Raw genomic sequence first — 16,996 nt, forward strand, 5'->3', positions numbered from 1 at the left:
GTAAGAGTCAGCCCCTTTACCCCGGACCTACTTCCGTTACACAACCGACGGACAGCCGATTGCTAGCCGCAGGCTGCTCCGCACAGCCCCGTGACAACAGCTCCGTAGTTTTTTCTCGTGCCCGGCAGACCACGGCACAGCGGGACAGCGGGACTTCTGGCGCGAGCCGGAGTACACGGGGATAACGGAGGCGGTTGATCATGGCGCAGGGCGAGGTGCTCGAGTTCGAGGAGTACGTCCGCACCCGGCAGGACGCGCTGCTGCGCAGCGCCCGCCGGTTGGTCCCGGACCCGGTGGATGCCCAGGACCTGCTGCAGACCGCGCTCGTGCGGACCTACGGCCGCTGGGAGGGCATCGCCGACAAGCGGCTCGCGGACGCCTATCTGCGCCGGGTCATGATCAACACGCGGACCGAGTGGTGGCGGGCGCGCAAGCTGGAGGAGGTTCCGACCGAGCAGCTGCCGGACGCCTCGGTCGACGACTCCACCGAGCAGCACGCCGATCGCGCCCTGCTGATGGACATCATGAAAGTGCTCGCTCCGAAACAGCGCAGCGTCGTGGTGCTGCGACACTGGGAGCAGATGTCCACTGAGGAGACGGCCGCGGCCCTCGGCATGTCGGCCGGTACGGTCAAGAGCACGCTGCACCGGGCGCTCGCCCGGCTCCGCGAGGAGCTGGAGGCCCGCGATCTGGACGCACGCGCGCTGGAGCGTGAGGAGCGGGAGCGTTGCGCGGCCTGACCGGGGCCGGGCCCAGCGAGGCCCGAGGCAGTACACAGGCGGTGATCACGGCTGCGGTCGTGCTCGCCGCCCTCGCCCTTTTCGTCGCCGCGTGCGGCACCGAGGGGACCGGCGCGCGGGACGAGGGCCCGGCGCACGCCTCCGCGGCGGCGGGCGCGGTCGCCTCTCCGGCGCCCAGCCCCACCGACCGGTACCGGCGCGTGGACGCCGTGGACCTGCTCAAGAAGGACCCGGCGGTCTCGGCGACCGTCAAGCGCGACCTGAAGCCGTGCGACGGCGACGACTATCCGGTCGACGCCTCCTACGGCGACCTGACCGGCGGCCCGGTGGACGACATCGTCGTCAACGTGCTCACGTGCGGCGACTGGATCGGCCTCGGCTCGTACGTGTACCGGGAAGAAGGCGGCACGTTCAAGAATGTCTTCAAGAACGAGGAGTCCCCGGTCGTCGCGGACATCGAACAGGGCGTCCTGACCCTGACCAAGCAGGTGTACAAGAAGGGCGACCCGGTCTCGAGCCCCTCCAGCGAGGACGTGATCCCCTACACCTGGAAGGCGGGACGGTTCGTCCAGGGGCGGGTCGTCCACAACGAATACGGCAGCGGAGTCGGCGGGGACGCCACGACCGCGCCGGAGGACAACTGACCGATCACATGACGGAGAACTGAGAGCACCGGGATGGCAGACCAGACCCACGTCCTGTTCGTCGAGGACGACGACGTCATCCGCGAGGCCACCCAGCTCGCCCTGGAGCGGGACGGCTTCGCGGTGACCGCCATGCCCGACGGGCTGTCGGGCCTGGAGGCGTTCCGGGCGAACCGGCCCGACATCGCGCTGCTGGACGTCATGGTCCCGGGTCTGGACGGCGTCAGCCTGTGCCGACGTATCCGGGACGAGTCGACCGTGCCGGTGATCATGCTCTCCGCGCGCGCGGACTCCATCGACGTCGTCCTCGGCTTGGAGGCCGGCGCGGACGACTATGTGACCAAGCCGTTCGACGGTGCCGTCCTGGTCGCCCGGATCCGCGCGGTGCTGCGCCGCTTCGGACACGCCGGCGGGGCCGCCCACCTGGAGGAGTCCCCGGCGCAGGTGAACGGCGGCCCGCTGACCTTCGGTGACCTGGAGATCGACACCGAGGGCATGGAGGTGCACCGGGCCGGGCAGCCGGTGGCGCTGACCCCGACCGAGATGCGGCTGCTGCTGGAGTTCTCCACCTCGCCGGGCACCGTGCTCTCCCGCGACAAGCTGCTGGAGCGGGTGTGGGACTACGGCTGGGGCGGGGACACCCGGGTCGTCGACGTCCATGTGCAGCGGCTGCGGCAGAAGATCGGCCAGGACCGGATCGAGACGGTCCGGGGCTTCGGCTACAAGTTGAAGGCTTGAGCGGGGCGGACATGCGGGGGATCATTCGGCGCTCGGTGGGGGGCATGGAGCGCGCGGGCCTGAAGACCGGGCTCAGATGGAAGCTCAGCGCGGCGATCGCCCTGGTCGCCGGGCTGGTGGCCGTCGCGCTCAGCCTGGTCGTGCACAACGCCGCCCGGGTCTCGATGCTGGACAACGCGCGTGACCTGGCCAACGAGCGGGTGCAGGTGGCCCAGGGCACCTACGAGCGGTACGGGCGGATGAACTTCCCCAACATCAAGTTCGACGACCCCGAGCTGCCGCCCCCGCTGCGGGAGAAGGTCGAGGACGGCCGCCGGGCCAGTTACGTCAGCGACCACCGCGGCGGCGTGCCGGACATCTGGGCGGCCGTACCGGTCAAGAACGGGCATGTGCTGTCCCTGCACACCCACTTCCCGGACCGCTCCACCGACGTGATGAAGGACCTCGACCAGGCTCTGGTCATCGGGTCCATCGCGGTGGTGCTCGGCGGCAGCGCGCTCGGCGTGCTGATCGGCGGGCAGTTGTCGCGGCGGCTGCGCAAGGCGGCGGCCGCGGCGGGCCAGGTCGCCAACGGCGAGACCGATGTCCGGGTGCGGGAGGCCATCGGCGGGGTCGTACGGGACGAGACCGACGATCTCGCGCGCGCGGTGGACGCGATGGCGGACGCGCTGCGGCAGCGCCTGGAGGCCGAGCGGCGGGTGACCGCCGACATCGCACACGAGCTGCGGACCCCGGTGACCGGCCTGCTCACCGCAGCCGAACTGCTGCCACCCGGCCGCCCCACCGAACTGGTCCTGGACCGTGCGAAGGCGATGCGCACGCTCGTCGAGGACGTCCTGGAGGTGGCCCGCCTGGACAGTGCCTCCGAGCGGGCCGAGCTGCAGGACATCATGCTGGGCGACTTCGTGGCCCGGCGCGTGGCCGCCAAGGACCCGGACGTCGTCGTACGGGTGGTGCACGAGTCGGAGGTCACCACCGACCCGCGCCGTCTGGAGCGCGTGCTCTTCAACCTGCTCGCCAACGCCGCCCGGCACGGCAAGCCGCCGATCGAGGTCACCGTCGAGGGCCGGGTCATCCGGGTCCGCGACCACGGCCCCGGCTTCCCCGAGGCGCTCCTGGCCGAGGGTCCGAGCCGCTTCCGCACCGGCAGCGCGGACCGCGCGGGCAAGGGCCACGGCCTGGGCCTGACCATCGCGGCCGGCCAGGCCCGGGTGCTGGGCGCCCGCCTGACCTTCCGCAACGTACGCCCCGTCGGCCTCCCCGACCACATCCCGTCGGAGGGTGCGGTGGCCGTCCTCTGGCTCCCGGAACACGCTCCCACGAACACGGGCAGCCATCCGATGCTGCCGATGTCCGGGGGCGCGGGCTGAGCAGGGAGCGGCGTTGGTGGAGGCGGGCCTTCGCGGGGTCGCCTCACGTGGTCGCGACCAGCAGTTCCTCCCCGCGTGACGGCCGCAGGCCGTCCGTTCTGTCGGCGAAGTAGCGCTCGCCGAGTTCCTCGGCCGTGACATGGCGGACCTCGCGGAAGCCGCTCTCGCGGGCCAGGGCCAGGATCTGCGGCGGTGTGAAGAAGCTCAGGAACGGGGTCCCGGCGGCGCGGGCACCGTTCACGGCGGCCTGGAGCTGCGGACGCTGGTCCGGCTCGACGTCCTCCAGGGGCCGCAGGAAGGTCGTGGCCAGCGTGGAGCCCGCGGCGAGCGTGGCGACGAGGCGGAACATGGACTCGACCGCGTCCCCGGTGAGATACATCGTGACGCCGGTGGCGGCCACCACCGCCGGCCGGCCGGGATCCAGGCCGGCCGTGACCAGCTGCCCCCACCAGTCCCCCTCGAAGTCGACCGGCACCAGCCGCAGCCACTCGGGGACGCCGTACCCCAGCTCGGCCAGCCGCTGTCTCTTCCAGGCCTGCGGCCCGGGCCGGTCGACCTCGAACACCCGGAGCGTGGCGGCGATCTCCGGCCGCCGCTGGGCGAAGGTGTCCAGTCCGGCCCCGAGGAGGACGTACTGGCCGACGCCCCGCGCGGCCTGGTCCACGACGAGGTCCTCCACGAAGCGGGCGCGGGCCACGATGGACGCGCGGGTGCGCCGCGTGGCCTCGACGTCCATGTCCGGGCGGCCGCGCCAGTCCTCGTCCGGGGCCGTCAGCCGCAGCCCGATCTCGTCGTCGATCACATGCGGCGGCGGATCGGCCTGGACGTGCAGGGCGCGCCACAGGGCGACCCGTACGGCCGTGTGGTCCGCCGCGGCCTCCTGCCCCTGCATGCCGTTCCCTCCCTGCCGGGTCAGCCGAAGTCCTTCGAGAAGTCGAGTTCCTCGCTGCGCTCGGTCAGCGAGAACCAGTTGCCGTTGTCGTCCCGGAAGATCGCCTCGATGCCGTACGGCCGCTCCTGCGGCTCCTGGAGGAACTCCACACCCCGCGCCTTGAACCGCTCGTAGTCACCGCGGCAGTCGTCCGTGCGGAACGCCCCGGCCCCCAGCACCCCCTTGGCCACCAGCTTCTTCAGCGCCTCGGCGGACTCCGGGTCGAGGCCGGGGCCGTCCAGGCTCATCAGGGCCAGCTCCACGCCGGGCTGGTCCTTGGCGCTCACGGTGATCCAGTGCATGTCCCCCATGGCGAGGTCACTGCGCACCTCGAAGTCCAGCTTCTCGGTGAAGAAGGCCTTTGTGCGCTGCTGGTCGAAGGTCCATACGGTGGTGATGCCCAGGCCCTTGATCATGGCTCCGCTCTCCTGTCGGCAGGCTGCTGTTCCTGCTCGTCACCGTAGGCAGGGGCGGGCCTGGTGCGCTTCTTCGAAGTTGCGGTGTTGAAGCCGCCGGCCCAGAGCATGGCGTAGCAGCCGGGTATGAGGGAGGCGCCGCGGCCCACGTGCTTCGTGCGGTACTCGCTCGGGGCGAGCCCGGTGCGGGCCTTGAAGCGGGCAGAGAAGGTGCCGAGGCTGCTGAAGCCGACCAGGGTGCAGATCTCGGTCACGGTGAGGTTGGCCCCGCGCAGCATCTCCTCGGCCCGCTCGATCCGGCGGTGGGTCAGATACTGCCCGGGCGTCTCGCCGTACGCGTCCTTGAAGGCGCGCAGGAAGTGATACCGCGAGTAGCCGGCATGTGCGGCAACCGCGTCCAGATCCAGCTCAGGGTCGGCCCAGTCACGGTCCATGGCGTCCTTGGCCAGGCGCAACCGGCGCATCTTGTCCATGGGCCGATGGTGACATGGGGCACTGACAGTGACCCCGGTGGCGGCAGTCCCGAGCAGACTGCCCGCACATGGCAAAGACCCCCGGGGCGGACACCGACCGGGGGCCTTTGGCTCAGGGACTGCTCAGACCGCTTCGATCACCGGCGCCGGAGCAGCGTCGGCACTGTCCGAAGACGGCTTCTGCGGGCCGCCCTTCAGCGGCACCTCCTTGACGAACAGCGAGGCGATCAGCACGACCACCGCGATCACCGCGCCCAGCAGGAACGCCGAGTGGGTACCGGCGGACACCGCGTGCTGGTAGGCCTCCCGCGCCGCCGCCGGCAGCTTCGCGAGGCTCGCCGCGTCCAGCTGGGCGGACTTCTCGGTGATGCCCTTGCCCAGCGCGCCGGCCCGCTCGGCCATGACGTCCTGGACCCGGTGGTTGAACAGGGCGCCCATGATGGCCACGCCGAAGGAGGAGCCGAGTGTACGGAAGAGGGTGGTGGACGAGGACGCCACGCCCATGTCCTTCATCTCCACGCTGTTCTGCGCGACCAGCATGGTGATCTGCATCAGGCAGCCCATGCCCGCGCCGAGCACGGCCATGTAGAGGCCGGAGGTCAGCCGGGTCGTCCCCGTGTCCATCAGCGACAGCAGGTACAGGCCGACGATCATCAGCACGCCGCCGACGATCGGGAAGACCTTGTAGCGGCCGCTGTTGGTGGTGACCCGCCCGGCGATCATCGAGGTCACCAGCATCGCGCCGAGCATCGGCAGGAGCAGCAGACCCGAGTTGGTCGCGGAGGCGCCCTGCACCGACTGCTGGTACAGCGGCAGGAAGAGCGTGGCGCCGAACATCACGAAGCCGGTGATGAAGCCGATGAGGGACATCAGGGTGAAGTTGCGGCTGCGGAAGATGTGCAGCGGCACGACCGGCTCGGCGGCCTTGGTCTGCCAGAACACGAACCCGATCAGCGAGGCGACGCCGATGCCGATCAGCTCCATGATCCGCGCGGAGGTCCAGGCGTACTCGGTGCCGCCCCAGGTGGTGACCAGCACGATGGAGGTGATGCCGACGGTCAGCAGGACGACGCCGAGGTAGTCGATACCGGCCTTGGACCGCTTCTTCGGCAGGTGCAGTACGGCGCTGACCAGCGCCAGCGCGACCGCGCCGAGGGGCAGGTTGATGTAGAAGGACCAGCGCCAGCCCCAGTTGTCGGTGATGGTGCCGCCGACCAGCGGGCCACCGATCATCGCGAGCGCCATGACGCCGGCCATCATGCCCTGGTACTTGCCGCGCTCCCGCGGCGGGATCAGGTCGCCGATGATCGCCATCACGCCGACCATCAGACCGCCGGCGCCGAGACCCTGCACCGCGCGGAAGCCGATGAGCTGCCCCATGTTCTGGGCCATGCCGCTGAGCGCGGAGCCGATCAGGAAGATCACGATCGAGGTCAGGAAGGTGGCCTTGCGGCCGTACATGTCGCCGAGCTTGCCCCAGATCGGGGTGGCCGCCGCGGTCGCGAGGGTGTACCCGGTCACGACCCACGAGAGGTGTTCCAGCCCGCCCAGTTCGCCGACGATCGTGGGCATCGCCGTACCCACGATCATGTTGTCGAGCATCGCGAGCATCATCGCGATCATGAGCGCGAGCAGGACCACCCGTACGCTCTTCGGCTGTTTCTCCGGTTTCCCGGGTGCCTCCTGGGCCGTCACGGCCGTCTGTGTGTCCGCCATCTCTCCCACTCCCCCTGACGACTACTTACTTGCCGCCCGGCTAGTTCACTACACTGGGGAAGGTAGACCTGTTACTAGCCGGGCGTCAAGTAAGTTTCCGCCGGGGCGCGAGGAGTACGAGGATGGGCGTCACCATGGACGGCACCAAGCAGCAGCGCCGCGGCAACACCCGCCAGCGCATCCAGGATGTCGCGCTCGAACTCTTCGCCGAGCAGGGCTACGAGAAGACCTCCCTGCGCGAGATCGCCGAGCATCTCGACGTCACGAAGGCGGCTCTCTACTACCACTTCAAGACGAAGGAAGAGATCATCGTCAGCCTCTTCGAGGACCTGACGCAACCGATCCAGGACCTGATCGAGTGGGGCCGTAGCCAGCCGCACACCCTGGAGACCAAGCACGAGATCCTGCGGCGCTACAGCCAGGCACTGGTCGGCGCGGAACCGCTCTTCCGGTTCATGCAGGAGAACCAGGCGACGGTACGGGAACTGCGCATCGGCGACGCCTTCAAGGACCGGATGCGCGACCTCAGGGACATCTTCATCGACCCCGACGCACCCCTCGTGGAGCAGGTCCGCTGCATCAGCGCGATGTTCACGCTGCACGCGGGGATGTTCGTGATGCAGGACGTGGAAGGCGACTCCGAGAAGAAGCATGAGGCCGTTCTCGAAGTCGCCATGGACCTCGTCACGCAGGCGCACCAGGGCGCCCGCAAGGAAGGCTAGGGCCGGATCAGACGGTCACGCCGTTGGCCCGCAGGAAGGCGACCGGGTCGATCGCGGAGCCGTAGTTCGGGGTCGTACGGATCTCGAAATGCAGGTGCGGGCCGGTGGAGTTGCCGGTGCTGCCCGAGAGCGCGATGTGCTGGGCGGTCTTGACGATCTGACCGATCTTGACGTCGACCCGGGACAGGTGCGCGTACTGCGAGTAGGTGCCGTTGCCGTGCTTGATGACGACGGCGTTGCCGTACGCGGGGCCGTCACCGGCGCCGTTGGGGCCGGCCTTGACGACGGTGCCGCCGTGCGCGGCGACGACCTCGGTGCCGGTCGGGACGGCGAAGTCCTGGCCGCTGTGCTTGGCGACCCAGTGGCTGCCGGCCTGGTCGAAGCCGGCGGAGAGCGTGTACGTCTTCACCGGGTCGACCCAGGCGGTCGCCGACGGAGCGGCGGCGCTCGCGATCCCGGTTCCCAGCGCGGCCGTGGCGCCCACTCCGGCGGCCAGGACGGCCACGCGGGTGCGGAGCGAGGACGTACGGGAAGAACGGGACGTGAAGCGCTGGATCATGGGGACCTCGTGGGCTCGGGGACAGAACCGCCACCCGGTGCTCAGACGTTCGCCGGGCGGGCCAGTCATTGGTAACCGTTCGCCCCATCTCCGCTCAATGCCCCCCATCTACGGCGCAAGCTAGTAGGCGAACGGAAAAACACCCACTTCTTGACAGAGCCCCACCTACCGGGCATCAGCCCCTACGACATCGGCTTTTCACGCAGGGCTCCGCATAGAAAATCCCTTTTTGCCTGAATGGTGAGTCCCACTATGTGGGCTAGTAAGGGACATTTCCCCTGTGCCGCTTATCACCGCCCGCATAAACCAGCGGCCCGAGAAATGTGATGCAGACCTCTAGGCACCTACCCGCCGGTAACCCTACGGTTCCCCTCGCGCCACCCTCACCACAGATCATGCCCCTGACAGTTCACCGTTCAGGCCGTGCAGCGTACGGACGTGAGAGGACCCCCACCGATGACCAGACGCCCCTGGGCGCGCCGGATATCCGCCACCGCCGTGTCCGTGGCCGCGCTCACCGCGCTGGCCGCCCCGGCCGAGGCCGCGGACGCGACCACGAGCAGCGCCTCCGCCACCGCAGCCAAGGTCGACTACGCCACCTGGCAGAAGGACTGCCAGTCGGTCATGGACCAGGCCCTGCCGTACCTGAAGGCCCGTATCGCCGCCGCCAAGCCCGGTGAGAAGCAGGCGATCGTCTTCGACATCGACAACACCACGCTGGAGACCGACTTCGGCTTCAGCTACCCGCAGCCGGCCAACAAGCCGGTGCTGGACGTCGCCGAGTACGCCCAGGAGCACGGCGTCTCGCTGTTCTTCGTCACGGCCCGCCCCGGCATCATCTACTGGCCGACCGAGTACAACCTCGAGCACGACGGCTACGACGTCTCCGGTCTCTATGTCCGCGGCCTGTTCGACCTCTTCAAGGACGTCGCCGCCTACAAGACCGCCCAGCGCGTCGACATCGAGAACAAGGGCTACACGATCATCGCGAACGTCGGCAACAGCGCCACCGACCTGTCGGGCGGCCACGCCGAGAAGACGTTCAAACTGCCGGACTACGACGGGCAGTTGTCGTAATCCACGCACGCGAAAGGGGCCGGTGCTCGAAAGCACCGGCCCCTTTTCACTCGACCGTGACGCTTACGCGTCCTTGCTCAGGTTCGGCCCGGCACCGCCGGCCGCCTGCTCGATCGGCGGGACGTCGGGCAGTGCCGACTTCTCCTCACCCCGGAAGGTGAAGGTGGCGGCATCGCCCTCGCCCTCGGTCTCCACGACCACGATGTGACCGGGGCGCAGCTCGCCGAAGAGGATCTTCTCCGACAGCGAGTCCTCGATCTCGCGCTGGATCGTGCGACGCAGCGGACGCGCGCCCAGCACCGGGTCGTAGCCCTTCTTGGACAGCAGCTCCTTGGCGGACTGGGAGAGCTCGATGCCCATGTCCCGGTCCTTCAGGCGCTCGTCCACCTTGCCGATCATCAGGTCGACGATCCGCAGGATGTCCTCCTGCGTCAGCTGCGGGAAGACGACCACGTCGTCGACGCGGTTGAGGAACTCGGGGCGGAAGTGCTGCTTCAGCTCGTCCGACACCTTGTTCTTCATGCGCTCGTAGTTGGACTTCGTGTCACCCGTGGCCGCGAAGCCCAGGTTGAAGCCCTTGGAGATGTCCCGGGTACCGAGGTTGGTCGTCATGATGATGACCGTGTTCTTGAAGTCCACGACCCGGCCCTGGGAGTCGGTCAGGCGACCGTCCTCCAGGATCTGCAGCAGCGAGTTGAAGATGTCCGGGTGGGCCTTCTCGACCTCGTCGAAGAGAACGACGGAGAACGGCTTGCGGCGGACCTTCTCGGTCAGCTGGCCACCCTCTTCGTAGCCCACGTAGCCGGGGGGCGAACCGAAGAGACGCGACACCGTGTGCTTCTCGCTGAACTCCGACATGTCGAGGGAGATCAGCGCGTCCTCGTCACCGAAGAGGAACTCGGCGAGCGCCTTGGACAGTTCGGTCTTACCGACACCGGACGGGCCGGCGAAGATGAACGAACCACCCGGACGCTTCGGGTCCTTCAGACCGGCACGCGTACGACGGATCGCCTTCGACAGCGCCTTGACGGCGTCGACCTGGCCGATGACCCGCTTGTGCAGCTCCTCCTCCATGCGGAGCAGGCGGCTGGACTCCTCCTCGGTCAGCTTGAAGACCGGGATGCCGGTGGCCGTGGCGAGGACCTCGGCGATCAGCTCGCCGTCGACCTCGGCGACGACGTCCATGTCGCCGGCCTTCCACTCCTTCTCCCGCTTGGCCTTGCCGGCCAGGAGCTGCTTCTCCTTGTCACGCAGGGAGGCGGCCTTCTCGAAGTCCTGCGAGTCGATCGCGGACTCCTTGTCCCGGCGGACGGCGGCGATCTTCTCGTCGAACTCGCGCAGGTCCGGCGGCGCGGTCATCCGGCGGATGCGCATCCGGGAACCGGCCTCGTCGATCAGGTCGATCGCCTTGTCCGGCAGGAAGCGGTCCGAGATGTACCGGTCGGCCAGGGTGGCGGCCTGGACCAGCGCCTCGTCCGTGATGGAGACGCGGTGGTGGGCCTCGTACCGGTCGCGCAGACCCTTGAGGATCTCGATCGTGTGCGGAAGGGACGGCTCGGCGACCTGGATGGGCTGGAAGCGGCGCTCCAGGGCCGCGTCCTTCTCCAGGTGCTTGCGGTACTCGTCCAGCGTGGTCGCACCGATGGTCTGCAGCTCACCGCGGGCCAGCATCGGCTTCAGGATGGAGGCCGCGTCGATGGCGCCCTCGGCGGCACCCGCACCGACCAGCGTGTGCAGCTCGTCGATGAACAGGATGATGTCGCCGCGGGTGCGGATCTCCTTGAGCACCTTCTTCAGGCGCTCCTCGAAGTCACCGCGGTAGCGGGAGCCGGCGACCAGGGCGCCGAGGTCCAGCGTGTAGAGGTGCTTGTCCTTGAGCGTCTCGGGCACCTCGCCCTTGACGATGGCCTGGGCGAGGCCCTCGACGACGGCGGTCTTGCCGACGCCGGGCTCACCGATCAGGACCGGGTTGTTCTTCGTACGGCGGGACAGCACCTGCATGACCCGCTCGATCTCCTTCTCGCGCCCGATGACCGGGTCGAGCTTGGACTCACGAGCGGCCTGGGTGAGGTTCCGGCCGAACTGGTCCAGGACGAGGGAGGTCGAGGGGGTGCCCTCGGCCGGCCCGCCGGCGGCGGCGGTCTCCTTGCCCTGGTAACCGGAGAGCAGCTGGATGACCTGCTGCCGCACCCGGTTGAGGTCTGCGCCCAGCTTGACCAGGACCTGGGCGGCGACGCCCTCGCCCTCGCGGATCAGGCCGAGCAGGATGTGCTCCGTGCCGATGTAGTTGTGGCCCAGCTGAAGGGCCTCGCGGAGCGACAGCTCCAGGACCTTCTTGGCACGGGGGGTGAAGGGGATGTGGCCGGACGGGGCCTGCTGGCCCTGACCGATGATCTCCTCCACCTGCTGGCGGACCGCCTCAAGCGAAATGCCGAGGCTCTCCAGGGCCTTAGCGGCGACACCTTCGCCCTCGTGGATGAGACCCAGGAGGATGTGCTCGGTGCCGATGTAGTTGTGGTTGAGCATCCGGGCTTCTTCCTGAGCCAGGACGACAACCCGCCGCGCGCGGTCGGTGAACCTCTCGAACATCGTTAATCGCTCCTCAGAGCGGTCAGGCAGTGGGGGGAACTTCCCCTCCCTGTCCTTCCGCAGCTTAGTCCCGCAAGCGGGGACCGCTCATTCCAACTGCCGACACCGTCCTTGGCCTCCTGACCCCGAACGCCGACATCTGCTCCAACCCGATGGTGCGAGACGATGTTCCCGCAGGCCAGGCAGTTACCCCACTCGCCACTACGCCGATGGCGAACGTGAGACGGCCCGTTCTGCGCGTCGCCCCCTCCCACTAGGCATGTCTTACCCGCAGGGGCTGACACTCCATGCCGCGCGCACCGGTTCCCTCCGCTATGGGCGAACAACCTTGCGCCTCCCCGGAGCCCCACGCGCCCCCCTCTTGGGCACTCTGCGCAGTCGTCAGAGCACCCAGCGTAACCTGTGGCCCGGTTCGGCTGTTGCACTTGGCATGGCTGGCTCGGTCTCCATGACCTCCACTCTGCCCCTTCCTCGCCGCCCGCTCGACCCGAAGCGCTCCGATCTTGCCGAAGACCCGGAAGTCCGGGCCCGGCACTGGTACGAGAACGATCTGGGCTGGCCGACAGTGCCCGGACGGCCGCTGCGGTTGGTCACGGGGCTGCGGTTCGACGTCCTGGACGTGCCGGCGGAGGCGGGCGCCGCGGCGCTCAGGCATCTCGCGCCGGACTCTCCGGTGGCCCTGTGGGGCGGCCGGATGCGGCTGCTGCTGGCCGTCGGCAGCGCGGAGGAAGTGCCCGAGCTGCTGGACTGGCTGGAATGGGGGGCGCTGGCGCTGGACCTGCGGGTCCTGGGCGCGGGCGGCCTGATGGAGGCGCCGGTACCGCCCGAGCGGGCCTGGAGAGGGAATCGGCCGCTTCTCGAGGAATCCTCCCCCGCCGTTTCCCTGCAGGGGGCCGCCGTATGGCTGCGGCCCCCCGGGCCGGGGGGTGAGGTCGAGGCCTCGCTGCCGGCGTTGCCGGCCATGGGGAGCCCGAAAGGCGCCCCCGATCTCGTACGACTGGTGGACACGGTGGCAGCGCAGTGCCACCGGGTCCGGCTGCGGCGCGCGAGCGCCCGGCCGCCCGCCTGCCGGCGAAATCAGCCGTTGGCCTTCTCGTAGGCCTCGCGAATGGACGCGGGAACACGGCCGCGGTCGTTGACCTCGTAGCCGTTGTCCTTCGCCCAGGCGCGGATCTGCGCGGTGTCCTGGCTGCCGCCGGAAGCCACACGCGCCTTTCCACGCCCACCCGAAGCACGGCCTCCGGTACGACGACCACCCTTCACATAGGGGTCGAGAAGGCCACGCAGCTTGTCCGCATTGGTGGTCGTGAGATCGATCTCGTACGTCTTGCCGTCCAGCGCGAACGTCACGGTCTCGTCCGCCTCGCCGCCGTCGAGGTCGTCGACAAGAAGGACCTGAACCTTCTGTGCCACCGGATTTCCTTTCATCGATAACGTGAGGACCAGGGGGTGTTGCGGCGTCCGCCGTTTCGCCGCCCCTGTTATATGCAGTACTGCAGTACGTCGGAAAGCAAACCGCTTTTGCCGGAAAAACACAAACCCCTGGGAGAGACCCAGGGGCCCGCCCCGGCCCGGAAACATGCGCGTTTCGGACATAGGGCACCGGGGCAATGACGATCACAGATGCAGAAGCATCCGGCTGTTGCCCAAGGTGTTCGGTTTCACTCGTTCGAGACCGAGGAACTCGGCGACGCCCTCGTCATAGGAACGCAACAGCTCCGCGTACACATCGGTGTCGACCGGTGTCTCACCGATCTCCACGAAGCCGTGCTTCCCGAAGAAGTCCACTTCGAAGGTCAGACAGAAAACGCGCCGAACACCGAGCCAGCGCGCTGTCTCCAGCAACTTCCCCAGCAACTGATGACCGACACCGGCGCCCTTGAGGCCGGGCTTCACCGCGAGAGTGCGGACTTCCGCGAGGTCTTCCCACATGACGTGCAGCGCCCCGCAGCCGACCACCTCGGCGTTGTCGTCACGTTCCGCCACCCAGAACTCCTGGATGTCCTCGTAAAGCGTGACCGTGGCTTTGTCGAGCAGGATGCGGCCGCGGACGTAGGCGTCGAGGAGGTGGCGCACGGCCGGGACATCGCTGGTCCGGGCCCGCCGGACGGTGATGGCTTTTGCGGTGACTTCGGGACGCTCTGCTGACATGAGCGGACGCTATCGCCCGGCGGTCTCCCCCGCCGCGCCGGGGTTCTCCTCTTGCGGGGCTTGGGGGGCTTCCTGGGTTTCCGGACCCTGCACGATGCGTACGGCGTCCCTGAGGGCCTGGCGCTGTTCCTCGCTCATCATCCCGAAGAAGGCGACAAGAGCCGCGGCCGGGTTGTCGCTCTGCGACCAGGCGTCGTTCATCAGCGCGGCGGCGTAGGCGGCTCGGGTGGAGACGGCCTCATATCGATAGGCGCGCCCTTCGGCCTCACGGCGCACCCAGCCCTTCTGATGGAGATTGTCCAAAACGGTCATCACCGTGGTGTACGCGATGGACCGTTCCTGCTGCAGGTCTTCCAGGACTTCTCGAACGGTCACCGGGCGGTTCCACTTCCACACCCGCGTCATGACCGCGTCTTCGAGTTCTCCCAATGGGCGAGGCACAGCTCAGAACAATAGTGGGAGATCCCGGCAATGGCGTGCCGGACGTGCGCTTAGGTGACAAATGTGAACAAAAAGGGCGCGCGACTCGGAAGGCACCGGGGTGCGAGGAGTCGTGCGCCCAGCGGCGTGCGGTTCAGGCGTCGCCGCCGGCGGAGGCCTTGCTTGCGCTCTCCGCGCGCGCGAGGGCGGCGTCCACGGCCGCGTCCTCCTTGGCCTTGGCGGCACCGCCCTGGGTCTTCACGATCACCCTGACCAGTCCGATGAAGAACACGGCCATGACGACCGGCGGCACGAGCGCGGAGACGTAGTCCATGGCTCCAGGGTAGCCAGCGGGGTCGGGGCGAAAGGGGCGGGGTGGGCGGAACGCCGCTCAGCCGGCGGCGAGCTGCCGCGACTCGGCCGGCTCCGCCGGGTCCGCGGACGGCGTCGGCGGCTTGCGGCGGGGGAAGACCTCGCCCGGCGTGGGGATGGGGCGCTTCGGGGTCGCCGGTTCCGGGGCCGGGCGCTCGGCAGGGCGCGAGGGAGGGGTCTGGCCGGGCTTCGGAGCGGGCTTCTGAGCGGGCTTCTCCGGGTCGTCGGCCTCTGCGGCCGGGGTCTCGCCCGCGCCGCCGGGGAGGGCCAGCAGGCGCGTCCTGGAGGGCGGTACGGCGGGGGCGGGGACCTTGCGGGCACCCTGGGCGAAGCGTGCCCGCACGTCCTGCTCGGCGAGCGCCTGGCAGCGGTCCAGAAGGGCAGCCGCGACGGGGTTCCCGCGCAGCGCGCGCAGCGCGGCCAGATCGTCCGGCGTCGGCCGGTGCCCGGCGCCCAGCGCCTCCTCGAGCAGCGTGAGGTAGCCGGCGGCCGTGCCCGGCAGGGCGGCGCGGTACCGGCCCAGGTCGGCCACCAGGAAGGCGCGCAGCCTGGCCCCCTCGCGCATCGCCTCGTCGAGGGACTCGGCGAGGCGGAAGCAGTCCTTGACGTCCTCGGCGGACGCTCGGCCAGGGTGAAGGGCGAGGGCGAGAGCGCGGCGGAGCACACGCAGCTCCTCCGCACCGAACGCCATGCCGCCGCGGGATCCGTATGGCGTGGGCATGCGGCGACGCTACCGCTAATCGGACAAAAGTGACGAATCGGGATGCTGTGTCGCCGCGTGTCGCCACCAGGGTTCGCCCGACCGGGGTCACGCGCGGGGTTGGGCAGCGAAGGCTGGGCGTGGGGGGCTACACGGGGCGCGGAGCGGGAACACCGGGTGGGCGCGGGGCGCGAGACCAGGCGGGCGTGGGCCGCGCGACTGGGCGGGCGTGGATCGGGAACACCCCGCGCGCGTGGGCCACGACACCGGGCGCGCGTGGGCCGCGAACACCGGGCGGGTGTGAGCCGGGAAGCACCACTCGCGCAGACCGCGAACGCCCGGCACGCGCGGACGGCGCACACCCGACACGTGCGGACGACGAATCGTCGCTCGCCCAGGCCGCGAATCACCGCGCGCGGGCCGCCAACAGCGGGCACACCTGGATGGCGAACACCAGGCGCGCGGGTCGGGAACACCCGGCACACGTGGATCTCGAAATCACCGCGCGCGTGGACCTCGAATCACCGCGCGCGTAGAGCGCGAAAAACCGGCGCCCTCCGCGGGCGCCGGTCCCCTCACATTCGCGAGACGTTCCGTTCGTACACCAGGCGCAGGCCGACCAGAGTCAGCCAGGGCTGGTGTTCGTCGATCACCGAGGACTCGCCCAGCACCATCGGCGCCAGGCCGCCCGTGGCGATCACCGTGACGTCGTCGGGGTCGTCGGCCAGCTCCAGGGCCATCCGGCTCACCACTCCGTCGACCTGCCCGGCGAAGCCGTACACGATGCCCGCCTGCATGGCCTCGACCGTGTTCTTGCCGATCACGCTGCGCGGCCGGGCCACCTCGATCTTCCGCAGCTGCGCACCCTTGACGCCGAGCGCTTCCACGGAGATCTCGATGCCGGGCGCGATGACGCCGCCGACGTACTCCCCGCGCGCGGAGACCGCGTCGAACGTCGTCGCCGTACCGAAGTCGACGACGATCGCCGGGCCGCCGTACAGCTCGACGGCCGCCACGGCGTTGATGATCCGGTCGGCGCCGACCTCCTTGGGGTTGTCGGTGAGGATCGGCACGCCCGTCTTCACGCCCGGCTCGACCAGGACGGCGGGCACGTCGCCGTAGTACCTCCGGGTGACCTCGCGCAGCTCGTGGAGCACCGACGGCACGGTCGCGCAGATCGCGATGCCGTCGATGCCGTCGCCCAGCTCCTCGCCGAGCAGCGGGTGCATGCCCATCAGGCCCTTGAGCAGCACCGCCAGCTCGTCGGCCGTGCGGCGCGGGTCCGTGGAGACACGCCAGTGCTCCACGATGTCCTCGCCGTCGAACAGGCCGAGGACGGTCTGGGTGTTGCCGACGTCGATCGTGAGCAGCATGACCG

General features: G+C 69.3%; 19 protein-coding genes. 7 read left to right on the forward strand and 12 right to left on the reverse strand.

Annotation, left to right across the window (positions count from 1 at the left end; genetic code table 11):
- Positions 1-200: 200 nt before the first annotated feature.
- Genes BEK98_RS21690 through cseC form a run of 4 tightly spaced genes read left to right on the forward strand, consistent with a single transcriptional unit; the run spans position 201 to position 3,492 of the window.
- Entirely contained in the window at positions 201-740 is a 540-nt protein-coding gene (locus BEK98_RS21690; protein ID WP_067006350.1) for a SigE family RNA polymerase sigma factor, read from the forward strand.
- On the forward strand, positions 728-1,384 hold the full coding sequence (locus BEK98_RS21695) for a hypothetical protein (protein WP_208643185.1): 657 nt from the start codon (positions 728-730) through the stop codon (positions 1,382-1,384). Before BEK98_RS21690 ends, BEK98_RS21695 begins: the two co-directional genes overlap by 13 nt.
- A gap of 33 nt (positions 1,385-1,417) precedes the next feature.
- The gene (gene cseB, locus BEK98_RS21700; protein WP_094218295.1) at positions 1,418-2,122 is read left to right on the forward strand and encodes a two-component system response regulator CseB; all 705 of its coding nucleotides are present in this window, start codon (positions 1,418-1,420) and stop codon (positions 2,120-2,122) included.
- A gap of 11 nt (positions 2,123-2,133) precedes the next feature.
- Positions 2,134-3,492 (forward strand): two-component system sensor histidine kinase CseC, encoded by a 1,359-nt coding sequence (gene cseC, locus BEK98_RS21705; protein ID WP_094218296.1) that lies wholly within the window; start codon positions 2,134-2,136, stop codon positions 3,490-3,492.
- A gap of 43 nt (positions 3,493-3,535) precedes the next feature.
- Here cseC and BEK98_RS21710 read toward each other — a convergent pair whose 3' ends face one another.
- The 4 genes from BEK98_RS21710 to BEK98_RS21725 form a co-directional block, all read right to left on the reverse strand.
- Positions 3,536-4,384 carry a class I SAM-dependent methyltransferase gene (locus BEK98_RS21710; protein WP_094218297.1) on the reverse strand — a complete coding sequence of 283 codons (849 nt, stop codon included), beginning with the start codon at positions 4,382-4,384 and terminating at the stop codon, positions 3,536-3,538.
- Positions 4,385-4,404: 20 nt separating this feature from the next.
- The gene (locus tag BEK98_RS21715; protein ID WP_094218298.1) at positions 4,405-4,839 is read right to left on the reverse strand and encodes a VOC family protein; all 435 of its coding nucleotides are present in this window, start codon (positions 4,837-4,839) and stop codon (positions 4,405-4,407) included.
- Positions 4,836-5,303 (reverse strand): helix-turn-helix transcriptional regulator, encoded by a 468-nt coding sequence (locus tag BEK98_RS21720; RefSeq protein WP_094218434.1) that lies wholly within the window; start codon positions 5,301-5,303, stop codon positions 4,836-4,838. Before BEK98_RS21720 ends, BEK98_RS21715 begins: the two co-directional genes overlap by 4 nt.
- A 132-nt stretch (positions 5,304-5,435) precedes the next feature.
- Positions 5,436-7,028 carry an MDR family MFS transporter gene (locus tag BEK98_RS21725; protein WP_208643186.1) on the reverse strand — a complete coding sequence of 531 codons (1,593 nt, stop codon included), beginning with the start codon at positions 7,026-7,028 and terminating at the stop codon, positions 5,436-5,438.
- Between the two features lie 122 nt (positions 7,029-7,150).
- Between BEK98_RS21725 and BEK98_RS21730 the strand changes: the two genes are divergently transcribed.
- The gene (locus BEK98_RS21730; protein WP_094218299.1) at positions 7,151-7,750 is read left to right on the forward strand and encodes a TetR/AcrR family transcriptional regulator; all 600 of its coding nucleotides are present in this window, start codon (positions 7,151-7,153) and stop codon (positions 7,748-7,750) included.
- Between the two features lie 7 nt (positions 7,751-7,757).
- Here BEK98_RS21730 and BEK98_RS21735 read toward each other — a convergent pair whose 3' ends face one another.
- On the reverse strand, positions 7,758-8,309 hold the full coding sequence (locus BEK98_RS21735; RefSeq protein WP_094218300.1) for a M23 family metallopeptidase: 552 nt from the start codon (positions 8,307-8,309) through the stop codon (positions 7,758-7,760).
- A gap of 456 nt (positions 8,310-8,765) precedes the next feature.
- Between BEK98_RS21735 and BEK98_RS21740 the strand changes: the two genes are divergently transcribed.
- Positions 8,766-9,386, forward strand: a complete 621-nt coding sequence (locus BEK98_RS21740; RefSeq protein WP_094218301.1) for an HAD family acid phosphatase — start codon at positions 8,766-8,768, stop codon at positions 9,384-9,386.
- 63 nt (positions 9,387-9,449) lie between these two features.
- Here the strand turns inward: BEK98_RS21740 and BEK98_RS21745 are convergent, their stop codons facing one another.
- Positions 9,450-11,975, reverse strand: a complete 2,526-nt coding sequence (locus tag BEK98_RS21745; RefSeq protein ID WP_094218302.1) for an ATP-dependent Clp protease ATP-binding subunit — start codon at positions 11,973-11,975, stop codon at positions 9,450-9,452.
- A gap of 448 nt (positions 11,976-12,423) precedes the next feature.
- On the opposite strand from BEK98_RS21745, the gene BEK98_RS21755 reads away from it, so the two are divergent.
- On the forward strand, positions 12,424-13,074 hold the full coding sequence (locus BEK98_RS21755) for an SCO3374 family protein (protein WP_244201924.1): 651 nt from the start codon (positions 12,424-12,426) through the stop codon (positions 13,072-13,074).
- On the opposite strand, the gene BEK98_RS21760 is transcribed toward BEK98_RS21755, so the two are convergent.
- The 6 genes from BEK98_RS21760 to BEK98_RS21785 all read right to left on the reverse strand — a co-directional run bounded on the left by BEK98_RS21760 (position 13,053) and on the right by BEK98_RS21785 (position 16,991).
- Positions 13,053-13,388: a histone-like nucleoid-structuring protein Lsr2 gene (locus BEK98_RS21760; RefSeq protein ID WP_094218305.1), complete on the reverse strand. Its 336-nt coding sequence runs from the start codon at positions 13,386-13,388 to the stop codon at positions 13,053-13,055. The two genes, BEK98_RS21755 and BEK98_RS21760, sit on opposite strands and share 22 nt — an antisense overlap.
- 204 nt (positions 13,389-13,592) lie before the next feature.
- Complete coding sequence (locus BEK98_RS21765; RefSeq protein ID WP_094218306.1) at positions 13,593-14,126, reverse strand: amino-acid N-acetyltransferase; 534 nt, start codon at positions 14,124-14,126, stop codon at positions 13,593-13,595.
- 9 nt (positions 14,127-14,135) lie between these two features.
- Positions 14,136-14,555: a BlaI/MecI/CopY family transcriptional regulator gene (locus BEK98_RS21770; protein ID WP_094218307.1), complete on the reverse strand. Its 420-nt coding sequence runs from the start codon at positions 14,553-14,555 to the stop codon at positions 14,136-14,138.
- 145 nt (positions 14,556-14,700) lie between these two features.
- Positions 14,701-14,880, reverse strand: a complete 180-nt coding sequence (locus BEK98_RS21775) for a hypothetical protein (RefSeq protein WP_094218308.1) — start codon at positions 14,878-14,880, stop codon at positions 14,701-14,703.
- A gap of 57 nt (positions 14,881-14,937) precedes the next feature.
- The gene (locus tag BEK98_RS21780) at positions 14,938-15,609 is read right to left on the reverse strand and encodes a hypothetical protein (RefSeq protein ID WP_094218309.1); all 672 of its coding nucleotides are present in this window, start codon (positions 15,607-15,609) and stop codon (positions 14,938-14,940) included.
- A 584-nt stretch (positions 15,610-16,193) separates the two neighbouring features.
- Complete coding sequence (locus BEK98_RS21785) at positions 16,194-16,991, reverse strand: type III pantothenate kinase (RefSeq protein WP_094218310.1); 798 nt, start codon at positions 16,989-16,991, stop codon at positions 16,194-16,196.
- Positions 16,992-16,996: the final 5 nt, after the last annotated feature.

Origin of the sequence: Streptomyces diastatochromogenes, from assembly GCF_002242805.1 — a bacterium.
GTDB lineage: Bacteria > Actinomycetota > Actinomycetes > Streptomycetales > Streptomycetaceae > Streptomyces > Streptomyces diastatochromogenes.

What these genes read in the sequence shown, in the direction of transcription:
- BEK98_RS21745 (WP_094218302.1), bottom strand. Translation starts at nt 11,975, where the DNA reads ATGTTCGAGAGGTTCACCGACCGCGCGCGGCGGGTTGTCGTCCTGGCT.
- BEK98_RS21765 (WP_094218306.1), bottom strand. Translation starts at nt 14,126, where the DNA reads ATGTCAGCAGAGCGTCCCGAAGTCACCGCAAAAGCCATCACCGTCCGG.
- BEK98_RS21730 (WP_094218299.1), top strand. Translation starts at nt 7,151, where the DNA reads ATGGGCGTCACCATGGACGGCACCAAGCAGCAGCGCCGCGGCAACACC.
- BEK98_RS21710 (WP_094218297.1), bottom strand. Translation starts at nt 4,384, where the DNA reads ATGCAGGGGCAGGAGGCCGCGGCGGACCACACGGCCGTACGGGTCGCC.
- BEK98_RS21735 (WP_094218300.1), bottom strand. Translation starts at nt 8,309, where the DNA reads ATGATCCAGCGCTTCACGTCCCGTTCTTCCCGTACGTCCTCGCTCCGC.
- BEK98_RS21715 (WP_094218298.1), bottom strand. Translation starts at nt 4,839, where the DNA reads ATGATCAAGGGCCTGGGCATCACCACCGTATGGACCTTCGACCAGCAG.
- BEK98_RS21785 (WP_094218310.1), bottom strand. Translation starts at nt 16,991, where the DNA reads ATGCTGCTCACGATCGACGTCGGCAACACCCAGACCGTCCTCGGCCTG.
- BEK98_RS21740 (WP_094218301.1), top strand. Translation starts at nt 8,766, where the DNA reads ATGACCAGACGCCCCTGGGCGCGCCGGATATCCGCCACCGCCGTGTCC.
- BEK98_RS21725 (WP_208643186.1), bottom strand. Translation starts at nt 7,028, where the DNA reads ATGGCGGACACACAGACGGCCGTGACGGCCCAGGAGGCACCCGGGAAA.
- BEK98_RS21755 (WP_244201924.1), top strand. Translation starts at nt 12,424, where the DNA reads ATGACCTCCACTCTGCCCCTTCCTCGCCGCCCGCTCGACCCGAAGCGC.
- BEK98_RS21780 (WP_094218309.1), bottom strand. Translation starts at nt 15,609, where the DNA reads ATGGCGTTCGGTGCGGAGGAGCTGCGTGTGCTCCGCCGCGCTCTCGCC.
- BEK98_RS21775 (WP_094218308.1), bottom strand. Translation starts at nt 14,880, where the DNA reads ATGGACTACGTCTCCGCGCTCGTGCCGCCGGTCGTCATGGCCGTGTTC.
- cseC (WP_094218296.1), top strand. Translation starts at nt 2,134, where the DNA reads ATGCGGGGGATCATTCGGCGCTCGGTGGGGGGCATGGAGCGCGCGGGC.
- cseB (WP_094218295.1), top strand. Translation starts at nt 1,418, where the DNA reads ATGGCAGACCAGACCCACGTCCTGTTCGTCGAGGACGACGACGTCATC.
- BEK98_RS21690 (WP_067006350.1), top strand. Translation starts at nt 201, where the DNA reads ATGGCGCAGGGCGAGGTGCTCGAGTTCGAGGAGTACGTCCGCACCCGG.
- BEK98_RS21720 (WP_094218434.1), bottom strand. Translation starts at nt 5,303, where the DNA reads ATGCGCCGGTTGCGCCTGGCCAAGGACGCCATGGACCGTGACTGGGCC.